Source organism: Microbacterium sp. NPDC056052 (assembly GCF_042266785.1).
Classification (GTDB): domain Bacteria; phylum Actinomycetota; class Actinomycetes; order Actinomycetales; family Microbacteriaceae; genus Microbacterium.
Window position 1 is genome coordinate 244274 of sequence record NZ_JBHJWV010000007.1, and the last position, 18116, is coordinate 262389.

14 protein-coding genes are annotated in these 18116 nt (G+C 71.7%); 9 read left to right on the plus strand and 5 right to left on the minus strand.

Annotation, left to right across the window (positions count from 1 at the left end):
- Positions 1–21: 21 nt before the first annotated feature.
- Positions 22–954: a nucleoside hydrolase gene (locus ACFC1J_RS15000; protein ID WP_375907615.1), complete on the minus strand. Its 933-nt coding sequence runs from the start codon at positions 952–954 to the stop codon at positions 22–24.
- A gap of 79 nt (positions 955–1033) precedes the next feature.
- On the opposite strand from ACFC1J_RS15000, the gene hrpA reads away from it, so the two are divergent.
- From hrpA to ACFC1J_RS15035, 7 genes are all read left to right on the plus strand, one after another.
- Positions 1034–5083 (plus strand): ATP-dependent RNA helicase HrpA, encoded by a 4050-nt coding sequence (gene hrpA / locus ACFC1J_RS15005; RefSeq protein WP_375907618.1) that lies wholly within the window; start codon positions 1034–1036, stop codon positions 5081–5083.
- Between the two features lie 412 nt (positions 5084–5495).
- Complete coding sequence (locus ACFC1J_RS15010) at positions 5496–6473, plus strand: EamA family transporter (protein ID WP_375907621.1); 978 nt, start codon at positions 5496–5498, stop codon at positions 6471–6473.
- A gap of 9 nt (positions 6474–6482) precedes the next feature.
- The gene (locus tag ACFC1J_RS15015) at positions 6483–7430 is read left to right on the plus strand and encodes a zinc-binding alcohol dehydrogenase family protein (RefSeq protein ID WP_375907624.1); all 948 of its coding nucleotides are present in this window, start codon (positions 6483–6485) and stop codon (positions 7428–7430) included.
- The gene (locus ACFC1J_RS15020; protein WP_375907626.1) at positions 7427–8254 is read left to right on the plus strand and encodes an alpha/beta fold hydrolase; all 828 of its coding nucleotides are present in this window, start codon (positions 7427–7429) and stop codon (positions 8252–8254) included. The genes ACFC1J_RS15015 and ACFC1J_RS15020 overlap by 4 nt, the downstream gene beginning before the upstream one ends.
- 81 nt (positions 8255–8335) lie before the next feature.
- Positions 8336–9685: an O-acetylhomoserine aminocarboxypropyltransferase/cysteine synthase family protein gene (locus tag ACFC1J_RS15025; protein ID WP_375907629.1), complete on the plus strand. Its 1350-nt coding sequence runs from the start codon at positions 8336–8338 to the stop codon at positions 9683–9685.
- 111 nt (positions 9686–9796) lie between these two features.
- Positions 9797–10615, plus strand: coding sequence for a shikimate 5-dehydrogenase (locus ACFC1J_RS15030; protein ID WP_375907632.1), 819 nt, complete (start codon positions 9797–9799; stop codon positions 10613–10615).
- A gap of 79 nt (positions 10616–10694) precedes the next feature.
- Positions 10695–12218 carry a Mur ligase family protein gene (locus ACFC1J_RS15035; protein WP_375907635.1) on the plus strand — a complete coding sequence of 508 codons (1524 nt, stop codon included), beginning with the start codon at positions 10695–10697 and terminating at the stop codon, positions 12216–12218.
- Positions 12219–12252: 34 nt separating this feature from the next.
- Here ACFC1J_RS15035 and ACFC1J_RS15040 read toward each other — a convergent pair whose 3' ends face one another.
- Positions 12253–13110, minus strand: coding sequence for a sulfurtransferase (locus ACFC1J_RS15040; RefSeq protein WP_375907638.1), 858 nt, complete (start codon positions 13108–13110; stop codon positions 12253–12255).
- Positions 13111–13235: 125 nt separating this feature from the next.
- Between ACFC1J_RS15040 and ACFC1J_RS15045 the strand changes: the two genes are divergently transcribed.
- Positions 13236–14231: a Gfo/Idh/MocA family protein gene (locus tag ACFC1J_RS15045; protein WP_375907641.1), complete on the plus strand. Its 996-nt coding sequence runs from the start codon at positions 13236–13238 to the stop codon at positions 14229–14231.
- A 22-nt stretch (positions 14232–14253) separates the two neighbouring features.
- Complete coding sequence (locus ACFC1J_RS15050; protein ID WP_375907644.1) at positions 14254–15177, plus strand: NYN domain-containing protein; 924 nt, start codon at positions 14254–14256, stop codon at positions 15175–15177.
- Between the two features lie 10 nt (positions 15178–15187).
- Here the strand turns inward: ACFC1J_RS15050 and ACFC1J_RS15055 are convergent, their stop codons facing one another.
- The 3 genes from ACFC1J_RS15055 to ACFC1J_RS15065 are packed head-to-tail and all read right to left on the minus strand — an operon-like array spanning position 15188 to position 18113.
- Positions 15188–16195 carry a sugar phosphate isomerase/epimerase family protein gene (locus ACFC1J_RS15055; RefSeq protein WP_375907647.1) on the minus strand — a complete coding sequence of 336 codons (1008 nt, stop codon included), beginning with the start codon at positions 16193–16195 and terminating at the stop codon, positions 15188–15190.
- Positions 16192–17154: a sugar phosphate isomerase/epimerase family protein gene (locus tag ACFC1J_RS15060; RefSeq protein WP_375907650.1), complete on the minus strand. Its 963-nt coding sequence runs from the start codon at positions 17152–17154 to the stop codon at positions 16192–16194. The genes ACFC1J_RS15055 and ACFC1J_RS15060 overlap by 4 nt, the downstream gene beginning before the upstream one ends.
- Before the next feature lie 11 nt (positions 17155–17165).
- The gene (locus ACFC1J_RS15065) at positions 17166–18113 is read right to left on the minus strand and encodes a sugar phosphate isomerase/epimerase family protein (RefSeq protein WP_375907653.1); all 948 of its coding nucleotides are present in this window, start codon (positions 18111–18113) and stop codon (positions 17166–17168) included.
- Positions 18114–18116 lie beyond the last annotated feature (3 nt).

Consider the following 18116-nt stretch of genomic DNA (forward strand, 5'->3'; position numbering starts at 1 on the left):
GCGCGAGGCGGTCGGCAGCCTTCAGGCGAGGGCGCCGACCGCCTCTTCGATGAGCACCCAGAACCGGTCGACGTCGAGGTCCATCGCGATCGCCGCATTCGGTTCGGCTTCGAGCACGCCGAGGAGGTCGACGCTCGTGGCTCCGCGCGTGAAGACGCCCTCGATCTCGACGTCCAGCCGGGCGCGCACGGTCGTCGCGACGGCCGGTTCGATGAGCATCGCGACCGTGATCGGGTCGTGCAGCGGCCCGTCAGGCATGTGCTCGGCGATCTCGTAGGTGGCGCAGAAGAACTCGAGCAGCTCCGCGCCGAACGCCGCGGTGCGGGTGCCGATGCGGCGGATCCGCTCCCGCACCTCTCGCGTGATGAGCGCCTGATGCGAGATGTTCAGCCCGACCATCGTGAAGTCCACCCCGCTCTCCAGCACGAGGGCGATCGCCTCCGGATCGGTCCAGGCGTTGAACTCCGCGTAGGGGGTCGCGTTGCCGCGACCGGTCGATCCACCCATCCAGACGACGCGGGCGATGCGCGGCAGCAGGTCGACGTGGTCGCGCACCAGCAGACCGATATTGGTGAGCGGACCCGTCGCCACGATCGTGACCGGCTCCTCGGACTCCTCGAGCACCGCGCGCATGAGCGTCAGCGCGTCACGCGGATCCTCCGGGACGGTCGGCTCCGGCAGCTCCGGACCGCCCAGCGCATTGGCGCCGTGGATCTGCTCCGCGGGGTGCAGGCGTCCGTGGATCGGCCCGGCCGCGCCGGCGGCGATCGGCACGCCCTCGATGCCTGCGACCGTGCACGCGATGCGGGCGTTGCGCGTGGTGAACTCCAGCAGGCCGTTGCCGCCGACGGTGGTGAGGGCGCGCAGGTCGATCGCGGGGTTGGCGGCGGCGAGCCAGATCGCGAAGACATCGTCGTGGCCGGGGTCGCAGTCGAGGATGACGGGTGTGCTCATGATGCCTCAGTATCGCGGCTCGCCGGGACGGGGACGAAGCCCCGATACGCGCCTCTCTCCCGCGATAGGCTGGAGGGCTATGTCTGCGCCCGTGATCTCCTATCCGCCGGAACTCCCGGTCAGTGCCGCGCGCGACGAGATCGCCGCGGCGATCCGCGACCATCAGGTGGTCGTCGTCGCGGGCGCGACCGGATCCGGCAAGACCACGCAGCTTCCGAAGATCCTGCTCGAGCTCGGCAGGGAGCGCATCGCGCACACCCAGCCGCGTCGGCTCGCGGCCCGCACGATCGCCGAGCGCGTGGCGGAAGAACTGCGGGTGCCCCTCGGCGGACTCGTCGGCTACAAGGTGCGCTTCACCGACCAGGTCTCGGACGAGACCCGGATCGCGCTCATGACCGACGGCATCCTGCTCAACGAGATCCACCGCGACCGGCTGCTGCGCCGCTACGACGCCATCATCATCGACGAGGCGCACGAGCGCTCCCTCAACGTGGATTTCCTCCTCGGCTACCTCCATCGGATCCTGCCCGAGCGCCCCGACCTCAAGGTCGTCATCACCTCGGCGACGATCGACCCGCACAGCTTCGCGAGGCACTTCGCGGACGCGGACGGCGAGCCCGCCCCCGTGGTCGAGGTCTCGGGTCGGACCTATCCCGTCGAGATCAGGTACCGGCCGCTCGTCGACGACGACGACGAGGCCGAGACCGCGACCGCGACCGCGACCGCGACCAAGCCGACTCGGGGTGCGAAGTCCGAGCCCGAGGACGAGGTCACGGCGATCGTGACCGCGCTGCGCGAACTCGACCGCGAGGAACGCGGAGACGTGCTGGTGTTCCTGCCGGGTGAGGCCGAGATCCGGGACGCCGCCGACGCGATCCGTGGCGCCTACCGTTCCCAGACGGCGCCGGTCGAGGTGCTGCCGCTGTACGGACGCCTCTCGGCCGCCGAGCAGCACCGGGTGTTCGAGCCGTCGACCGTGGCGGGGCTGCGGCGTCGGGTGATCCTGGCGACGAACGTCGCCGAGACGAGCCTCACCGTGCCCGGCATCAAGTACGTGATCGACACGGGCACGGCCCGCATCTCGCGCTACAGCAACCGCTCGAAGGTGCAGCAGCTGCCGATCGAGGCGGTGTCGCAGGCGTCCGCGAACCAGCGCTCCGGGCGCGCCGGCCGCACGAGCGCCGGCATCGCGATCCGCCTCTACGGCGAGGACGACTTCGAGAAGCGGCCGGAGTACACCGAACCCGAGATCCTGCGCACCTCGCTCGCGTCGGTCGTGCTGCAGATGCTGAGCCTGGGTTTCGGCGACATCGCGGAGTTCCCGTTCCTCACTCCCCCGGGCTCTCGCGACGTGAAGTCGGCGATCGATCTGCTGGTCGAGCTCGGCGCGGTGCAGCCGGGTCGCCCTTCGGCCGGGGCCGCGACCGAGGCCCCGCGGCTCACCCGGATCGGGCGCGACATCGCCCGCATGCCGATCGACCCGCGCTTCGCCCGCATGCTCGTCGAGGCGAGCCGCGCTTCGACAGGCCCAGGGACCGCGACCGACTCCGCCGGCGGCGTGATCGGAGCGGTTCTCGCGATCGTGGCAGGGCTGTCGATCCAGGACGTGCGCGAGCGCCCGTCGGCCGACGCGCCGCAGGCCGTGCGCGACGAGGCGGAGCGGATGCACGCGCGGTTCGCCGATCCGACCAGCGACTTCCTGTCGATCCTGAACCTGTGGAACCACCTGCGCGAGCAGCAGAAGGAACTCGGATCCAGCGCGTTCCGCCGCCTCTGCCGCTCGGAGCACCTGAACTACGTGCGGGTGCGCGAGTGGTTCGACGTGCACCGGCAGCTGCGCACACTGGTCCCCAAGAAGGGGTCTTCGCTCAACGACCCCGTCTCGGCCGATCCGGATGCGGTGCACAAGGCGCTGCTCGCCGGGCTCCTCAGCCAGATCGGGATCCTCGACGAGCGCAACCTGACCAAGGGCCCGCCGACGAAGGGCGGGCAGAAGGATCCGAAGCGCCGCATCGCCGAGTACCGGGGCGCCCGCGGGATCCGGTTCTCGCTCTTCCCCGGCTCCGCGCTGCGCAAGAAGGCGCCGCGCGCGGTCATGGCGGCGGAGATCGTGGAGACCTCCCGCACGTTCGCACGCACGGCCGCGGCGATCGATCCCGCCTGGGCGGAGGCGCTCGCCGGAGACCTCGCCAAGCGGCAGATCTCCGAGCCGCACTGGTCCAAGGAGTCCGGAGCCGCGGTCGCCTTCGAGAAGGTGACGCTGTTCGGCGTGGAGATCGTGGCGCGCCGGCGCGTGCAGTTCGCCCGCATCGACCGGCCCGCCGCGCGCGAGCTCTTCCTACGGCATGCGCTCGTCGAGGGCGAGTGGGATCCGAGCCGCATCGACAAGCGCGTCTCCGCGTTCTGGCGCAGCAACGCCGAGCTGCGGCGGCGCCTGGAGAAACTCGAGGAGCGCGAGCGCCGCCGCGACATCCTCGTCGGCGACGAGGCCGTGTTCCGATTCTACGACGAGCGGATCCCGAACGACGTGTTCGACGTGCGCTCGTTCGAGACCTGGTGGCGCGACGCCCTCGCCGAGACGCCGAAGCTGCTCGTGATGCGCGAGGGCGACCTGCTCGACGATGCCGACCGGGCAGATCAGCAGGACTTCCCCACGCGCTGGACGCAGGCGGATCAGGTGCTCGGCCTCGCGTACCGCTTCGAACCGGGAGCCGCGGACGACGGCGTGAGCGTCGTCATCCCGCTCGCGCTGCTGCAGCAAGTGCGGGACACCGGATTCGACTGGCAGGTCCCCGGGTTGCGCGCAGAGCTCGTGACCGCGCTGCTGCGCGCACTGCCGAAGGCGATCCGCCGGCACGTGGTCCCCGCCGCGGACTGGGCGGACACCTTCGGCGCCGAACTCGCCGCCGAGGGCCCTGAGTCGCATCAGGGTCTTCCCTCGCGGAGCCTGCGCGAGGCGCTCGCCCGGCTCATCCAGCCGCTCGCGAATCAGCCGATGTCCGCCGCGGACTTCGACATGGAGCGCGTGTCCGCGCACCTGCGGATGAACTTCCGCGCGGTCGACGAACGCGGCCGCGTGGTCGGGGCAGGGCGGGATCTGAGCGTGCTGCAGAGCGAACTCGCGGACCGGTCCCGCGCGAGCGTGGCCCGCTCGATCGAGCGCGGCCCCGAGCCTGCCCGCCCCGGACGCGGCCGCGGCGCCGCGGCGGTGGCTGCGGCGTCGCCCGCGCCGGCTGTCGCCCAGCGCGACGGCATCACGACCTGGGATCTCGGCGAGCTCCCCGAAGTGCTGGACACCCGCGTGGCCGGCGGCGTGGTGCGCGGCTATCCCGCCCTGGTCGACCAGGGCAAGTCCGTCGCCCTGCGGGTCGAGGCGACGGCGGAGGCGGCGCTCGCGGCGACCCGTGACGGCCTGCTGCGGCTGGTGCTCCTCGGGATCCCCTCCCCCGCCTCCTATGTGCAGCAGCACCTCACGAGCCCGGAGAAGCTCGCGCTCGCCGCCTCCCCGTACCCGACTGTCGCCGCTCTCATCGAGGATGCGCGCGCGGCCGTCGCGCGGGCTGCGATCGACCGGATGACGGGGCCTTCGACGGCCTCGGAGACCAGGGGGATCGTGCGCACCGAGGCGGAGTTCGCCCGCGTGCGGGACGGCGTCTCCGCGATCGTTGTGGACGAGTTGTTCGCGCTCGTGTCGCTCGTCGCGAAGATCCTCACCAAGGCGCGCGAGGTCGAGCGCGGGATGAAGGGCCAGAACTCGCTCGCCCTGCTCGGCCCGCTGGGCGACATCCGCGGTCAGCTCGCGGGCCTGCTGCCGAACGGCTTCATCTCGGGCGCGGGCGCCGAGCGTCTCGCCCAGTTCCCGCGCTACCTCGACGGCATCCTGGATCGGCTGCGCACCCTCGCCGACGCCCCGGGCAAGGACCGCACCCGGCAGAGCGAGTACGAGCGCATGGCCCAGGCCTACGCCGATGCCGGAGGCACGATCCCGCTGTCCGCCGGATCCGGCCCGCGGCTCGTCGAGGTGCGCTGGCTGCTCGAGGAGTACCGGGTGAGCCTGTTCGCCCAGCGCCTGGGCACCGCACAGCCCGTCTCTCCGCAGCGCATCATGAAGGCGCTCGCCGAGAAGTGAGGCCGGCGGGGCCCGCCCGCTGTGGGGTGGTCCGCCCGCACCCTTGTCCCGGTTCGGGCAGTACCGTGTCCCACTTTCGGCCGCACCATGTCCCACTTCCGGCCCCGAAACACCCGGATCCAGAGCCAAAACTGGGACAGGGTCCTGCTGCCCCACCCGTGTCCCACTTCCGGCCGCACCATGTCCCACTTCCGGCCCCGAAACACCCGGATCCAGAGCCAAAACTGGGACAGGGTCCTATTGCCCCACCCGTGTCCCACTTCCGGCCGCACCATGTCCCACATCCGGCCCCGAAACACCCGGATCCAGAGCCAAAACTGGGACACGGTCCTACCAGGCCCCCGGAAGCACCAGGATCCAGAACCAGAACGGGGACACGGTCTTGCTGCGCGCCGCCACTACCCTGAGCACCATGGCGCACGCGACCACCGCGGCCCCGTACCGCGGGCACACCCTCGGCGTGCTCGCGGTGGCCGCGGCCGCGCTGCTCTGGGGCACCACCGGCACCGCGGCTACGTTCGCGCCGGACGCGGGGCCGCTGGCGATCGGCGCGGCCGCGCTCGGCATCGGCGGAATACTGCAAGCCCTGATCGCCCCACGGGCTCTGCGCAGGGCAGCACCGCAGCTGCGCGCGCGGTGGCGGATCGTGGCGGTCGGCGGCCTGTCGGTAGCGGTGTACCCGCTCGCGTTCTACAGCTCGATGCACCTCGCCGGGGTCGCCGTCGGCACAGTCGTCTCCCTCGCCTCCGCTCCCCTCGCCGCCGGCGTCATGGAGCGCGTGCTCGACGACCGCCGCCTCGGCGCACGCTGGTGGATCGCTGCGGCACTCGGCATCGCCGGGAGCGTGCTGCTCTGCGCCGCGAAGCTCGGCGACGCGAAAGCCGATCCCGCGGGGACCGTGTACGGGATCCTGCTCGGCCTCGTCGCCGGCGTCACGTACGCGGCCTATTCCTGGGCTGCGGCGGCGCTCATGACCGGCGGTATCCCCCGCGCGGCCGCGATGGGCTCGGTCTTCGGACTCGGCGGGCTGCTGCTGATGCCGGTGCTCCTCGTGACAGGGGCTCCCCTCGTCGCCTCGGGCTCGGCGTTCGCCGTCGCGGCGTACATGGCGCTCGTGCCGATGTTCCTCGGCTACGTGCTGTTCGGGCTCGGACTGGCCAGGGTCGGTGCGGGCACGGCGACGACGATCACGCTCCTCGAGCCCGCCGCAGCGACCGTGCTCGCGGTGCTGGTCGTGGGCGAACGGCTGACGCCGGTGGGCTGGATCGGGCTCGCGCTCATCGGCGCCTCCGTCGTGCTGCTCTCGGTCCGCCCTGCTACTCCTGTCGGCGACGCCGGCGGCCCCGTGGCCGAGCCGAGGACGCGCCTCGACTCCTCCGACCCGTCGTAGCCTGGAGCCATGGCTCAGGCGATCGTGCAGACCGAGATCGGCGGACCCGAGGTCCTCACCCTCGTGGAGGTGCCGGATCCGGTCCCCGCAGCGGGCGAGGTCGTGGTGCGCATCGAGGCGGCGGGGGTCAACCCGATCGACGTCAAGCAGCGCAGCGGCCTCCGCCCGCTCCCTCCGATCACGGATCCCAGGCGCCAGGGCTTCGACGGCGCGGGCGTCGTGACCGCGATCGGATCCGATGTCGCCGACCTGCGGGTCGGCGATCGCGTCGCCATCCGGGACACCCGCGGCACGTATGCGACCACCCTCGCGGTGCCGGCCGCGCACGCCTCGGTGATGCCGGACGAGGTCGACGCCGCGCACGGCGCCGCACTCGGGATCCCCGCCGGCACCGCGTACCAGTCGCTGCGCTCGCTCGGTGTCCGAGAGGGTGATCTGCTGCTCCTGCACGCCGGATCGGGGGCCGTCGGACAGGCGGCGATCCAGTTCGCCGTCGCAGGGGGCGCCGACGTCATCGCCACCGGCGGGGCGTCCTCGCAGGAGCGTCTGCGCGAGCTGGGCGCGATCCCCGTCGTCTACGGCGAGGGCCTCGAGCAGCGGATCCGCGACGCCGCCGGTGGTCGAGAGATCACCGTGGCGCTCGACGGCGCCGGCACGGACGAGGCCATCGCCGCCTCACTGGCCCTCGTCGCCGACCGCGACCGGATCGCCACGATCGTGCGCGGACCCGATGCGGCGTCGTTCGGCATCCGTGCGTTCAGCGGCGGCAGCCCCGTCCCCCTCACCGCACAGGAGCTCGCGTGGCGCGCCGAGGCCGTGCCGGTGGCGCTCGCGCTCATCGCCGAGGGTCGCTTCTCGATCGAGTTCGGCCCCGAGCTGCCGCTCGCCGACGCCGCCGAGGCGCACCGCCTCGTCGAGACGCACGCCGCGCGCGGCAAGATCCTGCTGCGCCCGTGACCGCGGGCAGGACGACGACGATCGCCGTTCCAGGTGCCCGTCTGGCGGTCGAGGAGAGCGGTCCTTCCGACGCGGTGTCCGCGCTCCTGATCCACGCCGGCGTGACCGATCGGCGCTCCTGGTCCGGCCTCACCGAGGTGCTGGATCCGACGATCCGGAGCATCCGCTACGACGCCCGCGGGTACGGGGCGACGGTGACCGAGGAGCACGACGGATGGTCACCGGTCGCGGACGCGCGTGCCGTACTGGATGCCGCTGCCCTCGACACCGCGATCGTCATCGGCTGCTCGATGGGCGGACGCACGGCGATCGACCTCGCCCTCGTCTCCCCGCAGCGGGTGCGGGCTCTCGTCCTCATCGCCCCCGCGATCAGTGGCGCGCCCGCTCCGGTTCTCGACGAGATCACGACCGAGCTCGACCGGCGCGGAGACGAGGCCCTCGATCGCGGGGACCTCGCGACGGTGAACCGGATCGAGGCGGAGCTCTGGCTCGACGGGCCGGGCCGTACCGGACGCGTCGGCGACGGACCGCGCCGGCTCTTCCTCGCGATGAACGGCGACGCTCTCGCAGCCGGCACGCCCGGTACGAAAGCACAGGACGCCGTTGCGTGGGATCGCCTCGGCGAGATCCGCGTCCCGACGCTCGTCCTGGTGGGGTCCCTGGATCTCAGTCATGTACGCGCAGCAGCCCGCCATGCCGCGGCCACGATCCCCGGCGCCGAATTCGTCGAACTCGAGGACGCCGCGCACCTCCCGCACGTCGAGGGGCACGCTGCAGCGCTGTCCGCGATCGCCGGGTTCGTGAACAGACTCGCCCAGGACTGAGCGCACGCTCGCCGCCCCGCCGGATCCGCAACAGACGGAAACATCCCGGCGGATCGAGCCCGCGCGCCCGAGGATGGGTGCGTGACCGTTCCCGCCGCCTCCGCCCCCGACACCCGTTTCGCGACGAAGCAGGTGCAGGCGGCGTACGTCGCGGGGACGCCGCAGAACACGGCCGTGCCCCCGCTGTACCAGTCGGCGGCCTACGAGTTCGGGTCCCTGGCCGAGGCGCGCGATCTGTTCGCGCTGCGCCGCACGGGCAACATCTACAGCCGCAACGCCAGCCCCACGCAGCAGCTCCTCGAGGAGCGCGTGACCGCGCTCGAGGGCGGCGTCTCCGCCGTCGCCGTCGCGAGCGGGCAGGCCGCGGTCGCCGTCACGATCCTCGCGCTCGCGGGCCGCGGCGGCCACGTCGTCGCCGCCGACCGGCTCTACGGCGGCACAGTCGACCTGCTGCAGGACACCCTCGACGACTTCGGCATCACGGTGACCTTCGTCGACCAGGACGACCCCGCGGCCTGGCGCGCCGCGGCGAACGGGCGCACCCGGCTGTTCTTCGCGGAATCCGTCGCGAACCCGCTCGCCCAGGTGCTCGACATCCGCGCGGTCGCCGACATCGCGCACGCCGCGGGCGTCCCCCTCGTGATCGACAGCACGGTCGGTACCCCGTACCTGATCCGCCCCGGCGAGCACGGCGCCGACTTCGTCGTGCATTCCGCGACGAAGTTCCTGAGCGGCCACGGCACCTCGCTCGGCGGCGTCGCGGTCGACCTCGGATCCTTCGATTTCGGCGCCGATCCCGCGCGCTGGCCGCAGTTCACCGACACCCACGACCGGTTCGGGCCGCAGTCGCTCTGGGAGCGGTTCGGGCAGGGCTTCGCGTTCGGGGCGCTCGTGAAGGCCAAGTATGTGCACGACCTCGGGCCCTCGCTCTCGCCGTTCAATGCGCACCAGATCCTGCAGGGCATCGAGACGCTCGATCTGCGCGTCTCCCGGCAGAGCGCGTCGGCCCAGGCGATCGCCGAGGCCCTCGCCGCGCACCCCGCCGTCGCGGCCGTGCATCACCCCGGCCTCGCCGGCAACCCGTGGCACGACCTCGCCGCGCGCTACCTCCCCCGCGGGATCCCCTCGGTGTTCTCGATCGACCTGGTCTCGGCCGGCGACGAAGCCCTGGATCAGGAGCGCGTGGAACGGTTCGTGGACGGCCTGAACGTCGTACGCCTCGTGGCGAACATCGGCGACGCACGGTCCCTCGTCTCGCACCCCGCATCGATGACGCACTCGCACCTGAACGCGGCGCAGCGCGCCGCCGCCGGCATCGGCGCGACGACGGTTCGCCTGTCGATCGGCATCGAGGACCCCGCCGACATCCTCGCCGACCTCGAACAGGCTCTGGCCCTCGCCGTCGTGGAGCCGGCGCTCGCCGCGGTCTGAACCCCCACCCCGTTCGAAACTCAGTCGATCCTGCTGCCCGCCCGGACAGCGCGCCGGACGGGCAGCAGGATCGACTGAGTTCGGGACTCGGGTGCTCGGTACTCTGGACGGGTGCCGATCCTGAACAAAGACATGACCCTGTGCATCTCGCTCTCCGCGCGACCCAGCAACAACGGCACCCGGTTCCACAACCACCTGTATGAGGCGCTCGGGTTGAACTGGATCTACAAGGCCTTCGCGCCGACCGACCTCGCCCAGGCGATCGCCGGCGTGCGCGGACTCGGGATCCGCGGCTGCGCGATCTCCATGCCCTACAAGGAGGACGTGATCGCGCTGGTGGACCGGATGGACCCCTCCGCCACCGCGATCGACTCGGTCAACACGATCGTGAACGACGACGGGGTGCTCACTGCCTACAACACCGACTACTCCGCAATCGCGCAGCTCATCGCGCGCAACGCCCTGGATCCGGCGTCCTCGGTGCTGCTGCGCGGGTCGGGCGGCATGGCGAAGGCGACGGCGGCCGCCTTCCGCGACGCCGGCTTCGCCGACGTCACGATCGTCGCGCGCAACGAGCACGCGGGCCGCGCGCTCGCCGGCCTCTACGGCTTCGGCTGGGCCGCCGACGTGGGCGAGCGCACGGCCGACATCCTCGTCAACGTCACCCCGATCGGAATGGCGGGCGGCGCCGAGGCGGATGCCCTCTCCTTCCCGTCCTCGGCGATCGACGCCGCGACGGCGGTGTTCGACGTCGTCGCCCTCCCCGCCGAGACCCCGCTCGTGCGCGCCGGACTCGCCGCGGGCAAGACCGTCATCAACGGCGCCTCTGTCGCCACACTGCAGGCGCTGGAGCAGTTCGTGCTGTACACCGGGATCCGTCCGACCGATGAGCAGGTGCGCGAGGCCGAGGAGTTCATGCGCGCACCGTGATCCGCGCGCCGGGATCGCCATACGCCCGGCGGGACCTCCTGCATCGCGTCCATCTGCGCCCCGGTAGACTCGGACGGTCATGCCCTCCGTGTCGAACTACCCCGCCCCGCGCCTGGATTCCCGCCCCATCGAGGCCTTCCGCGCCACGCTCGGCGACCTCGCCGCACACCTCGGCGCAGAGGCGCCCGACGCCGCAGGCACCGGATTCACGGGTGTCGCACTGGGCACCGACCACGTGCGCCCGGGCGACCTCTTCCTCGGGATCCCGGGAGCCAACGCGCACGGCGCCCGGTTCGCCGAGAAGGCCGTCGCCGCAGGCGCGACGGCGGTCCTCACCGATGCCGAAGGCGCCGCGCTCGTCCCCGCAGACGTGCCGACGCTCGTCGTGGACAGCGCGCGTCTGGCCGCCGGCCCCGCCTCCGCGTTCCTCTACCGCGACCCGGTGGCGTCGATGACATCGATCGGCATCACCGGCACGCAGGGCAAGACGACGACCGCCTTCTACGTGGCGGCCGCCGCGGGCATGCAGCAGTCCGGCACGATCGGATCCATCGGCACGACCGTGGGCGACGACTTCTTCCCGCCCGTGCTGACGACGCCGGAAGCTCCGGAGCTGCAGGCGCTCTTCGCCGTCATGCGCGAGCAGAAGCTCGGCACGGTCGCCGTCGAGGCGTCCAGCCACGCGCTCACCCTGGGCCGCGTGGACGGCTTCGCCTTCGACGCGGGCGTCTTCCTGAACCTCGGTCACGATCACCGCGACTACCACCCGACGCAGGCCGACTACTTCGCCGCGAAGGCGCTGCTGCTCACGCCGGCGCACGCGAAGATCGGCATCGTCGACATCGACTCGCACTGGGGCCGCGTCCTCGCAGCCCAAGCGACGGTGCCCGTGCGCACCACGTCGGCGAGCGGATCCGAGTCCGCCGACTGGCGCGCGGAGGACGTCGCGCTGCGCGCGGACGGATCCTCGTTCACGGTCCGCTCCCCCGGCGGCGAGCGCGTACGGTTCACGACGCAGCTGACCGGGGCGTTCAACGTGAACAACATCCTCGCCGCGGTGGCCGCGCTCACCGAGTCGGGGCGGAGCCTCGCCGACCTCGCCCCCGGCATCGCCGCGCTGCCGAGCGTCGAGGGACGCCTGCAGCGATTCGACTTCGGGCAGCCTTTCACCGCGATCGTCGATTCCGCGCACAAGCCCGAGGCCATCAACGCCGCACTGCGGGCGATCAGGACCACGACGCCCGAGGGGCGCCTGATCGCGGTGCTCGGTGCGAACGGCCACCGCGACGCGGCCAAGCGCCGCATGATGGGCCGCTTCGCCGCGATGTTCGCCGACGTGCTGGTCATCACGGACGACAACCCCTACGACGACGACCCCGCCGAGATCCGCGCCTCGCTCATGGCCGGCGCGCGCTCGAGCACGGTCGAGATCACCGAGATCGCCGACCGCCGCGAGGCGATGGCCGCAGCGGTGCGGATGGCGCGCCCCGAGGACACCGTGGTGATCCTCGGCAAGGGCCACGAGCGCTACCACGCCCTCGCGGGCGGCGAGATCGCCTGGTACGACCCCGACGTGCTCCGCGAGGTCATCGAAGCGCTCTGACGCCGGCCTCGTGCCTCGCTCGCACCCGGCCCGGTCAGTCCTCCAGCGGATCGTCCTCCCCCGGCACGGCTCCGACCTCGATCGGGCGTCCGGGTGTGTTCGACCAGGCGCTCCAGGATCCGGGATACACGGTCACCTCGCGGCCGATGAGCGCGCCGGCGAGCGCGAGCTGCGCCGCGGTCACCCCTGACCCGCAGTAGGCCGCGATCGGCACCTCCTCGCCGGCGCCGACGGCCTCGAAGGCGGCCACGATCTCGGCGGGGCTGCGGAAGCGTCCATCGGCGGTGAGCAGCTCCACGATCGGCAGGTTGCGCGCGCCGGGGATGTGCCCGGCGACCGGGTCGATCGGCTCGGTCTCGCCGCGGAACCGCTCGGGCGCCCGCGCGTCCAGCAGCACCCCGGTCCACGCCGCCACCTCATCGGCGTCGAGCACGTCGGCGGTTCCGGGACGGCCCAGCATCACGTCGCCGGGCGGCGGCACGACCTCGCCCTGTTCGAGGGCTCCCCCGGCCTCGCGCCAGGCGCGGAGTCCGCCGTCGAGGACCCGCACGTCGGCCACTCCGGCCCGGCGTAGCGCCCACCAGGCGCGCGACGCCGGCAGCGAGCGCGAGTCGTCGTAGACCACGACGGTCTGGCCCTGACGAATGCCCCAGCGCCGCGCGGCCTGCTCGAGTTGCTCGTCGGAAGGAAGCGGGTGGCGCCCGTCCGAGGGCGCGCCGTGGCCTGCGAGGTCCGCCTCCAGATCCGCGAAGACGGCCCCGGGGAGGTGTCCGGCGAGGTAGTTCTCATGCCCGTCGGTGAAACCGAGGCGGTAGCGCACGTCGAGGATGCGCAGCTCCGCCCCCTCGTCGAGGAGAGCGCTGAGCTCGGCAGCGGTGATGAGGTCATCCATGCCCCCATCCTCTCAACTCCCCACCCCCACACCGCTCCCTCCACTTCGAGTCGTCCCCACGAGCGCACCCCCTGGCCTCCGCTGGCGGGGACGACTCGAGGTGGTGAAGCCCGTACGCTGGAGCCATGACCGGACTTCGCTGGGGCATCCTCGCCACGGGCGGCATCGCCGCCGCCTTCGCCGCCGACCTGCGCACCGCGGGTCTCGACCTCGTCGCCGTCGGATCCCGGTCGCAGGATTCCGCCGACGCGTTCGCCGCACGCTACGGCATCGCCCGGGCGCACGGCTCGTACGAGGCGCTCGCGGCGGATCCCGAGGTCGACATCATCTATGTCGCCACCCCGCACCCGATGCATCTCGCCGACGCACGTCTCGCGCTCGAGCACGGCAAGCACGTGCTCGTCGAGAAGGCGTTCACGCTCAACCGCGCCGAGGCGCAGGAGCTCGCCGACCTCGGCCGGGAGAAGGGCCTGCTCGTCATGGAGGCGATGTGGACCCGCTACCTGCCGCACATGGCGCGCCTGCGCGAGATCATCGCGGCCGGCACCCTGGGCGAGATCCGCGCCGTCTCCGCGGACCACACGCAGACGCTCCCGACGGATCCCGCGCACCGACTGAATGCCCTCGAGCTGGGCGGCGGGGCGCTGCTGGATCTCGCGATCTACCCGATCTCCTTCGTCGTCGGCGTGCTGGGCGTGCCCACCGAGGTCAAGGCCGTCGGCCGGCTCATCGAGACCGGCGCCGACGCCGAGGTCGCGACCGTCATGACGCATGACGGCGGAGCGATCTCGACCACGTTCTCCTCCTCGCGCAGCGCGGGGCCGAACACCGCGGTCGTGCTCGGCACGAAGGCGCGCGTGGAGATCGAGCGCTGGTGGTGGTCGCCCTCCGTCCTGCGTGTGATCGACCCCGAGGGCGTCGTGCTCGAGGAGTTCTCCGCGCGGCCCGGCGAGGGCGAGGGGCGCGGCATGCAGTACGAGGCGATCGCGGCGGAACGCTACGTCGCCGACGGATCCCTGGACAGCGATCTGCTCCCCGTGGCAGAGTCCGTCGCGATCATGGGCCTGCTCGACGAGATCCGCGCGCAGATCGGGGTCCGCTACCCCCACGAGACCGACTGACCGAATCCGGAGGAGAACCCCCATGGCTGAGCCGCAGGACACCCGTGTCGCCGTCTATCTCGACTTCGACAACATCGTCATCTCCTGGTACGACCGCGTCCACGGGCGCAACTCCTACAGCAAGGACCGTCAGCGGATCCAGGACAATCCGGCCGACACCGAGGTCGCGGAGCGGCTCAAGGCCGCGATGATCGACGTCGGCGCCATCATCGACTACGCGTCGTCGTTCGGCACCCTTGTGCTCACGCGGGCGTACGCCGACTGGTCGTCCCCGGTGAACGCCGAGTACCGCTCCCAGCTCGTGGCGCGCGCCGTCGACCTCGTGCAGCTCTTCCCAGCGGCGGCGTATGCGAAGAACGGCGCCGACATCCGCCTCGCGGTCGACGCGGTCGAGGACATGTTCCGCCTGCCCGACCTCACCCATGTGGTCATCGTCGCGGGCGACAGCGACTACGTGCCGCTCGCCCAGCGCTGCAAGCGCCTCGGCCGCTACGTGATCGGCGTGGGCGTCGCGGGATCCACGGCGAAGTCGCTGGCCGCCGCGTGCGACGAGTTCGAGGCGTACGACTCGCTGCCCGGCGTCGAGCGCGCGGCAGCACCGGCGCCCGCGGCCGAGGCGGCGCCCAAGAAGACCGCCGCCAAGCAGACCCAGGGGGCGCGCAAGCAGTCCCGGGCGACCGCCGAGAAGGAGGAGCCCAGCACCTCCGACCAGGAGCAGGCGACCGCCACGCTCGTGCGCGCGCTGCGACTCGGGCACGACAAGAGCGACGGCGACGAGTGGCTGCACAGCTCCGCGGTGAAGACACAGATCCGGCGGATGGATCCGTCGTTCAGCGAGAAGGCGCTCGGCTACCGCTCGTTCAACGCCTTCCTGAAGTCGCGGGCCGACATCGCCGAGCTCGAGGAATCGGGCCACGAGCGCCTCGTGCGCCTGCGCGAGAGCTGAGCCGCCCTCCTCACTGGTTGCGGAACGCGGCGTCGAAGGACGCGGTGGGCTTCGGCCAGAGCAAGGAGCGCACGTACTGCACGGCCTGGCCCGCGCCGTGCAGGCGGTCCATGCCCGCATCCTCCCACTCGATCGAGATCGGCCCGGTGTAGCCGATCGCGTCCAGCGCGCGGAACGAGTCCTCCCACGGCACGTCGCCGTGTCCCGTCGAGACGAAATCCCAGCCGCGGCGGGGGTCGCCCCACGGCAGGTGCGAACCGAGAACGCCCGCGCGGCCGTTCTGCGGACGCATCCGGGTGTCCTTGCAGTCGACGTGATAGATCCGGTCCTGGAAGTCCCAGATGAAGCCCACCGGATCGATGTTCTGCCACATCATGTGCGACGGATCCCAGTTGAAGCCGAACGCGTCGCGGTGCTCGACCGCCTCGAGCGCACGGACCGAGCTCCAGTAGTCGTACGCGATCTCCGAGGGATGCACCTCGTGCGCGAATCGCACGCCTTCCCCGTCGAACACGTCCAGGATCGGGTTCCAGCGGTGCGCGAAGTCCTCGAACCCCGCCGCGATCACGTCCTCCCCGACCGGCGGGAACATCGCCACGTACGGCCAGATCGACGAGCCCGTGAACCCCACGACCGTGTCGACGCCGAGCTTGCGGGCCACGCGCGCGGCACGCTTCATGTCCTCCGCCGCACGCTGCCGCACGCCCTCGGCGTCGCCGTCCCCCCACACGTCGTCGCGCAGGATCGCGCGGTGTCGGAAGTCGATCGGAGCGTCGCACACGGCTTGACCGGCGAGATGGTTCGAGATCGCGAAGGTCTTCAGACCGTGACGGTCGAGGATCTCGAGCCGCGACGCGACGTAGGCGTCGTCCTCGTCGGCGCGTTTCAGGTCGAGATGATCGCCGGATGCCGCGATCTCCAGCCCGTCGTAGCCCCAGGAGGCGGCGAGCCGCGCCACCTCCTCGAAGGGCAGATCCGCCCACTGGCCGGTGAACAGGGTGACGGGATGCGTGCTCATGATCGTCCTTCCGGATAGTTCTCGGCGATCCAGGCCCAGCTCGTCTTCGCGCTCGCGAAGGGCTCCATGCTCGGTTTGTCGACCTCGACGAGCACGGTGCCGGCGAAGTCCTCGGGCAGCTCGGCGAGTGCCTCGCGGATCGGGACGTCCCCGAGGCCTGGTTCGAGGAAGAACCGTCGCGACATCACGTCGAAGTACGGGGTCGGGGTGCTCCGCGCCGATGCCGCGATGCCCAGGTCCATGTCCTTGACGTGCAGGTCCGAGATGCGGTCGGCATGCGCCGCGACCCACGCGACGACGTCCGCCCCCGTCCAGGCGAGGTGGCCGAGGTCGGGGCCGGCGGCGAGCAGCGAGGCCGGCACCGCGTCCAGGACGTGGTCGTACTCGGCCTCAGTCTCGATCCAGGTGCCCACGTGGTTGTGCAGCGCGGCGGTGACGCCCTCGGCCCTGAGCACTTCGGCGGCGGCGCCGATCATGTCGGTCACGCGGTCCAGGCGGGCGGCATCGTATGCATGGCCGACCGCCGCGGCCTCGTCGATGCGCGGGCGTCCCGGAGCCATGTCCGCGGCCAGGAACACCCGGTCCAGCCCCATGAAGAGCGACTCCTCCGCGCGGCGGCGGATGCCGTCGAACCAGCGGAAGCGCGCCTCGTCGTCGCCCGTGTGGTCGAGCCCGAACTCCTCGGAGAGGCCGATGTGCACGTATCCCGGGGTGACGCGCAGCCCCGAGTCGGCGATGACCCTGGCGTATGCCTGCAGGGTCTGCGTGGGCAGCACCTCGAGCATCACGGCGGGGAACCCGGCCTCGCCCACCTCTGCGAGCACTCGCGGCTGGCGGGCGAGGAAGCTCGGCCGGTCGAACTCCCAGCCGACGCTGCCGGGCTCGCCGGTGGACTCCCCCAGCGAGACGGTGATCCACTGCAGGGTGTTGAGCGAGAAGTGCTCCCGTGTGAGTGCCATGTCGTCCCTCCTCAGCCGGCCGTGACGTCCGCGACCCAGCGCGCCGTGTACTGCGCGCTCTGCACTGGATCCATGCTCGCGCGGTCCACCTCGATGATGATCCATCCGCCGAAGCCGTCCGGCAGCGCGGAGAGCGTGTCGACGAGGTCGATCTGGCCGAGGCCTGGCTCGCGGTACAGCCCGAGGTCGGTCGCACGCTCGTAGCCCATGCCCTCCTCGCGGCTGCGCCGGGCCAGGTCGAGATCGAGGTCCTTGAGATGCAGATCCTGCACCCGGTCGGCCCAGTCGGCGATGGCCTGCTTGGCTTCGATGCCGGCCCATTCCAGATGGCCGATGTCGAAGGAGGCGCCCAGCCGGGACGCGTCGATAGCCTGCAGGACGTGCTCGTACTCGTGCTGCGTCTCGATCCAGGTGCCGACGTGGTTGTGCAGGCCGGGGCGCACTCCCTCGGCGTTGAGCACGTCGACGGCCTCGTCGATGAGGTCGGTGAGCTCGTCGAGACGATCCTGGGAGAAGTCGTGCCCGACGGCCGGACGCTGCCAGCGGATCGCGTCCTGGTTCACCTCTGCGGCGAGGAAGATCGTCGACAGCCCGAAGTAGTTCGACTCCTCGGCCTTGCGGCGCACCCCGTCGAACCAGTGGATCCGTTCGAAGCTGCCCCGCTCGAGCCTTCCGCCATGCTCGCTCGCCAGCGGCACCTGGACGTAGCCCGGCGCGAGCCGAAGGCCCGACTCCTCCACCATCGCCGCGTAGTTCTGCAGCGTCTGGGTGTCGAGCACCTCCAACATCGTCGCGTCGAAGCCGGCCCTGCGGATCTCGGCGAGGACGCCCGGATACTCGGCGACGAAGGAAGGATCCGCGAAGCGCCACAGGCTCGCGCTGTCGAGGTCGTCCGGATCCTCCTTGACGTTGATCCACTGGATGGCGTTGAGGGCGAAGTTCAGATCGCTCAGGGGCATGAC

Coding starts and splice junctions, on each gene's coding strand:
- ACFC1J_RS15060 (WP_375907650.1), bottom strand. CDS start 17,154: ATGGCACTCACACGGGAGCACTTCTCGCTCAACACCCTGCAGTGGATC.
- ACFC1J_RS15045 (WP_375907641.1), top strand. CDS start 13,236: ATGACCGGACTTCGCTGGGGCATCCTCGCCACGGGCGGCATCGCCGCC.
- ACFC1J_RS15010 (WP_375907621.1), top strand. CDS start 5,496: ATGGCGCACGCGACCACCGCGGCCCCGTACCGCGGGCACACCCTCGGC.
- ACFC1J_RS15000 (WP_375907615.1), bottom strand. CDS start 954: ATGAGCACACCCGTCATCCTCGACTGCGACCCCGGCCACGACGATGTC.
- ACFC1J_RS15055 (WP_375907647.1), bottom strand. CDS start 16,195: ATGAGCACGCATCCCGTCACCCTGTTCACCGGCCAGTGGGCGGATCTG.
- ACFC1J_RS15035 (WP_375907635.1), top strand. CDS start 10,695: ATGCCCTCCGTGTCGAACTACCCCGCCCCGCGCCTGGATTCCCGCCCC.
- ACFC1J_RS15050 (WP_375907644.1), top strand. CDS start 14,254: ATGGCTGAGCCGCAGGACACCCGTGTCGCCGTCTATCTCGACTTCGAC.
- ACFC1J_RS15065 (WP_375907653.1), bottom strand. CDS start 18,113: ATGCCCCTGAGCGATCTGAACTTCGCCCTCAACGCCATCCAGTGGATC.
- ACFC1J_RS15015 (WP_375907624.1), top strand. CDS start 6,483: ATGGCTCAGGCGATCGTGCAGACCGAGATCGGCGGACCCGAGGTCCTC.
- hrpA (WP_375907618.1), top strand. CDS start 1,034: ATGTCTGCGCCCGTGATCTCCTATCCGCCGGAACTCCCGGTCAGTGCC.
- ACFC1J_RS15040 (WP_375907638.1), bottom strand. CDS start 13,110: ATGGATGACCTCATCACCGCTGCCGAGCTCAGCGCTCTCCTCGACGAG.